Source organism: Halothiobacillus sp. (assembly GCF_027346185.1).
Lineage (GTDB): Bacteria > Pseudomonadota > Gammaproteobacteria > Halothiobacillales > Halothiobacillaceae > Halothiobacillus.
The window spans coordinates 1-4,840 of sequence record NZ_DAIESY010000129.1 but is presented as its reverse complement, the minus strand read 5'-3'; the positions used below and the strand labels follow the sequence as shown (position 1 = coordinate 4,840).

9 protein-coding genes are annotated in these 4,840 nt (G+C 54.3%); 7 read left to right on the top strand and 2 right to left on the bottom strand.

Going from position 1 to position 4,840, the window contains the following annotated elements; genetic code table 11:
• The 6 genes from M7R55_RS09355 to M7R55_RS09330 form a co-directional block, all read left to right on the top strand.
• Positions 1-449: hypothetical protein (locus M7R55_RS09355; protein ID WP_298220150.1), on the top strand; the 449-nt coding region annotated here is incomplete at its 5' end.
• Positions 446-877 carry a phage virion morphogenesis protein gene (locus tag M7R55_RS09350; protein WP_298220149.1) on the top strand — a complete coding sequence of 144 codons (432 nt, stop codon included), beginning with the start codon at positions 446-448 and terminating at the stop codon, positions 875-877. The genes M7R55_RS09355 and M7R55_RS09350, both read left to right, overlap by 4 nt.
• The gene (locus tag M7R55_RS09345) at positions 874-1,056 is read left to right on the top strand and encodes a hypothetical protein (protein ID WP_298220148.1); all 183 of its coding nucleotides are present in this window, start codon (positions 874-876) and stop codon (positions 1,054-1,056) included. The genes M7R55_RS09350 and M7R55_RS09345 overlap by 4 nt, the downstream gene beginning before the upstream one ends.
• Positions 1,057-1,157: 101 nt before the next feature.
• Positions 1,158-1,475, top strand: a complete 318-nt coding sequence (locus tag M7R55_RS09340) for a hypothetical protein (RefSeq protein ID WP_298220147.1) — start codon at positions 1,158-1,160, stop codon at positions 1,473-1,475.
• Positions 1,476-1,561: 86 nt separating this feature from the next.
• Positions 1,562-2,386: a hypothetical protein gene (locus M7R55_RS09335; protein WP_298220146.1), complete on the top strand. Its 825-nt coding sequence runs from the start codon at positions 1,562-1,564 to the stop codon at positions 2,384-2,386.
• 11 nt (positions 2,387-2,397) lie between these two features.
• Positions 2,398-2,829 (top strand): DUF6631 family protein, encoded by a 432-nt coding sequence (locus M7R55_RS09330; protein WP_298220145.1) that lies wholly within the window; start codon positions 2,398-2,400, stop codon positions 2,827-2,829.
• A gap of 96 nt (positions 2,830-2,925) precedes the next feature.
• On the opposite strand, the gene M7R55_RS09325 is transcribed toward M7R55_RS09330, so the two are convergent.
• Positions 2,926-3,429: a restriction endonuclease gene (locus tag M7R55_RS09325; protein ID WP_298220144.1), complete on the bottom strand. Its 504-nt coding sequence runs from the start codon at positions 3,427-3,429 to the stop codon at positions 2,926-2,928.
• Positions 3,429-3,806 (bottom strand): hypothetical protein, encoded by a 378-nt coding sequence (locus tag M7R55_RS09320; protein WP_298220143.1) that lies wholly within the window; start codon positions 3,804-3,806, stop codon positions 3,429-3,431. The genes M7R55_RS09325 and M7R55_RS09320 overlap by 1 nt, the downstream gene beginning before the upstream one ends.
• 42 nt (positions 3,807-3,848) lie before the next feature.
• Here M7R55_RS09320 and M7R55_RS09315 point away from each other — a divergent pair.
• Positions 3,849-4,840: hypothetical protein (locus M7R55_RS09315; protein ID WP_298220142.1), on the top strand; the 992-nt coding region annotated here is incomplete at its 3' end.

Genomic DNA, 4,840 nt, shown 5'->3' with positions numbered 1-4,840 from the left:
CCATTGTGGATGGGTCGAAGCTTGAGCTAGGCGATTATCTGCTCGGGTTGCACACATGGTGCATCGTCGGACTTGAACCGCTGATGCCAGTCATCGCAATGCGCTGTACGGACACGATCAGCATTTCCCGTGGCTCTGAGTCATTCAGCGCAACGGAAGGCCTCAGCCAATCACTGACGACGATTGCGGCGAATATTCCGTGTTACATCCAGTTGAAGAAAGACAAGGGATTCTCTTCACCTGCTGGATTCGTTGCGCCAACCAATTCAAGCGCACCGATGCCGGAATGGACGGTTTATGTCGGATTGGCAGGTGTAACGCCTGACGGGTTCATCCATGAGGGTGACATGGTCGAGGATCAGAACGGAAACCAGTGGCGCGTGGATGCCGCATCTAACTCGACGTTGAGCTGGCAACTCGCCTGCACCCCATACAAGCCAAACGCATGATCACCATCGACTCCGCGCAAGCATTTGCTGAAATCGACGCGCTGCTCCTGCGTATGCACGAGTCCGCGCCATTCCTTGAGGCGGTTGGTGATCGTGAAGTGGCAGAAGTGCAAAAGCGCATCCGTGACACGAAGCTCGATCCGCTGGGGAATGCATGGGCACCGTGGGCGCCATTCACGCGATCAGAGCGCGAGCATAAAGGAAACGCTGACCTCGGACTTCTACTCGATGAAGGCGATCTGCTGCTCAGTATCGACAAGGCCATGTTCGGTGAAACCGTCGAGATTGGATCGAATCTGGACTACGCCAAGGACTTGCAAGAAGGCACAGACAAGATGCCCGCGCGTGAATTTCTCGGATGGGCTCCCGGGTCTGGCCCGATTTACGAAAACCTCTATAAACGCTACATCGAGACGGGTGTGATATGAAAAAAGTAACTGTTAACCAGAACCACACGCATGAAGGCGCTGAGTATCCGGCTGGCTCTGTTGTTGAGTTGCCGGATTGGGCAGCCGATCAACTGCTGGCAATGGAAGGCGAGCGCCGCGCGACTGAAATCAAGGCGATTCAGAAGCGCAAAGAAATCATGGAAGCGCCTGCTGAATGATTGCTGAGTGCGCCCAAGACCTTTTTACAAAGGTTCAGGCAATCACTGCTCTGTCGTCATCGACTGGCTTGACAGTCGGCGGTAAATCACCAGACCCCGGCATGACAAAAGTACCGCTGCCCGCTGCGTGGATTCTGGCGGATGAAGGAGAAACCACGCTGCCTAATTCAGACGGGCAGGTGAAGCGCCAAGTGTCGGCACTGATGGGATATTCGGTGATGCTCTATGTGCCTTACATATCGCAAACCGACATGATCACCAATCAGCTTCCATTGCTGCAAAAGGTGATCCACGACGTTCACGGCACGGATGCGCCCACCGGCGAACGCTGGCAGTTCAAGCGGTACAAGCTCCGCGTGGCGAACACAGACCGGCTCGCGTACCAGATCACTTTCCTGCTCGATTCCGCTTATCTCTAATCCAACCAACTAACCCATGACCCGCTTCGGCGGGTTTTTTCATTTCTGGCCGCCATTGAGCGGCTTTTTCTTTGAGGCTCAAAAAAATGGCTGCATCAACTGACAAGATTTATTACGTTGGACAGGGCAACGTCGGGCTCGCTCCTCGCGTAACCGCTGGCGCCATCAATGGCGGTTATAAGTACGTTGGCGACCTGCAATCATTGCAGATCAGCTTTAAACAGACGTTTGTCGATGTTCAGGAAAATAACACTGGCTTTGGCTTCCAGGCGCTCCACGCTCCTACCTCGATCATGGCGGATATCAAGCTAACCTTGTCGCAGTGGTCTTCCGACAACATCCGCAAGAGCCTGTGGGGCGCGGCTCAATCTGGCGCGGCAGGAGGCACGGTTACCGGCGAGACTGTTACGGCCTATAACGATACTAGCTTTTACCTTGGGACGTCACTTGCCGGTGGCATGGCGCTTGGGATCACCGCGCTAACCCTGTCTGCTGGCGCGACAGCGCTGGTCGCAGGCACCGATTATACGCTTGATGGCTCCTATGGCCGCGTGACGATCCTTCCGGGTTCTACCGTTGTTCCCGCTGGCGCTGGCGTGGCTCTTACGGCCGGTTACACCTATGCAGCCTCAAACGGCAATATCGGCGCATTCACCGGCGGCCCATCAGAGTATGCGCTTCGGCTGGACTCTAAGAACGTCGCTAACCCATTCGTTGATGTCAACGGATCGGCTTTCGCTGCTGTCGGTGTCCAGGTTTACCGCGTCACGTTCGATATTGCCAAGGCGCTTGACCTGGTCGGAAAGAAAGATGCGCCGCTTGAACTGGATGGCGCGATCCTGATTGACCCGACTGTCAGCTATGTTCCGGGCAATCCTCGGTCCGTGCTTATGAACATCATGAAGGCATAAGGAATTAACCCATGAGTGAAGTTGACATCCTGTTCCCTGAAGGCAAGACCATCACCATCGGCGGCGAAGAGATCACCATCAAGCCGCTGACCTTCGGACAGATTCCGAAGGCGTCCAAGATGATTGCCCCGATCATCAAGGCCATGTCATCGGCTGAATTGGGCGGTCAATCGCTGCTTGATCTGGCCGGTAATTGGGTCGAGATCATGGCGGTTGGTGGCGAGGATCTGATTGCGCTCATCGGATGGGCAATCAACAAGGATCGTGATTGGTTCGACAGCCTTGGCATGGATGACGGGATTAATCTCATCAAAACCGTGATTGAGGTGAATTCCGATTTTTTTACAAAAAAAGTGATACCCATGCTTCCACAGGCAAGTCAGGACAGTGGAGCGACATCATCACAATCCTCATCGGAGCCGGTCACAGCCGACGCGACATAGACGGCTACACGCTGGGCCAAATCCGGCTTTATTCGGAAGCGGCCATCCGCGCACAGAAACGCCAGATTGCCCATCAGGCGCAAGCCACGATGATCGCTATTGCGGGCGCTTTTGGCGAAGACGTGAAAGGAACCCTTGAGAAGTTGGAGGGTTGAACCTCCGCAAATCCTGATAGGACATCAGGCGAACCTTATTGGCAGCGGCGAGTTTGAAAGCCGACTGCTGATAACCCGATACGGAAATCACACACGCGCTATGTGCGCCGTAAATGGCGACTCCGGCGACTGCCTCCTGAACGGCGGACAGATTCACCGGTTTCGACCATTTCTTAATTTGAAATACCACGCGATGCCCTCCGTGCTCGGCGATCAGATCGACCCCGAAATCACCAGAGGCGCGCGTTGTTTTGCATTTCCAGCCCAGTGAACGCAGTACGTCTGCGCAGTGGTGCTCGAATTGGATGGGTGAGAGCGTCAGATGGTTGAATTTGGCCTGATCACCGGCCTTGATTCGACTTATGCGCCTTTCGACGCGCTGAATCACCGGTATGGCGATGATGGCAGCGCAGGCGATGAGCGCCGACGTGCTGGATGCATCCACTATCCAGCGTTCCTGACGAATTGCTTGAACTTGGCCGCCTGGACATATGGCGTTCCGTCGATACATGTCTGGCTTCCACATCCAAGCGTGATCCGGATCAAGGCCGAGCCATCCGCGTGATTCAGGCGTGTCACATCGTACTGGATATACATGCCATCGGTGCCATAGGTGCTTATCACGCTATCGGTTGCGGTTTGAATGCGCAGCGAGCTGTTGTCATTCACCCAAACCTGAGCACGTGACCACCACAGATCACATTGAGCCTTGTTCGAGCATTCGAGCGGCTTCTGTGCGACAGCCATGACAGCCGGATCAATCGGCGCAGCTGCGCACCCGGCCAGAGAAAGCGCCAAGAGCGCGAATAAATACCGTTTCATATTATCCTCCGGGGACAATCCATGTCAGACATGAATGTTTCGATGAAGTTGACGCTGAGCGATCTTGCCAGCGGGCCATTGAAAGAATTCGTCGGTCAGCTGGATCTTCTTTCGACAAAGATTACGGCACTTAATGAAAAATTCGTTTCATTTTCTGCCGCAAGCAAAACGTTTAATCAAGGGATTGGTAATTCATCGAGAAGTGTTTCCGCATTAGCTGGAAATACTGACAGATTACAAGCATCACTTGCAACGATGACAGAAAGGCTGACCACCGCCATAGATGGCATGATTACTTTTTCATCGGCCTTATCGGAAGCAAAGGCGGCGTCATCTGGGCTTGGTGGTGAAATAAAATCTGTCAATAGTGGACTTGCGGCCACGTCACGCCACGCAAACAGAGCAACTGATTCTTTTAAAGCCATGGCGCAAGCATGGAGCGCGTTAAAGATAAACAAGGAGATAAAAGGCGCCGTTGTTGCTGGCTCGGACTACCAAGCCACGCAGACACGCCTTGCAAATCTGAATGTACCGGGCGCTGATGTAGCGATCGGGCGGGCAGCAAATCAGGCCGCAAAAGCAGTCCCGCAAATGAGTCGCGAGCAAACGCTCTCAATGGGCATTGACCTGGTGAACGCTACCGGCTCGGTTGAGCACGCGGTCACAATGCTAAAGCCATTTGCTCAAGCCATGTTCAACATGAAGATTGCGATGCCAACTGGCAAGCGACTGACTGAAGGCGACATGCTCTCCGTTGCCAAGGCGCTCGAGCAGCGCGGCGTGACCATGGACCCAGCAAAGATGCAAACCGAGCTGGATTATTTCAGCAAGATCATTGCCGCCACACAGGGTCGAGTCGGGCCACAGCAATTGCTCGGAAACATCAACTATTCGAAAGGCGGCTTAGGCCTGACGATGGAGGATAAATTCCTCCCGATCTTCGCGTCCCTGATCGAGCGCCAAGGAACTGGCAGCGGTGGTCATGGCGGTCAAGTTGGTACTGCGCTCACATCACTGCAGCAAGCCGTTGTCGG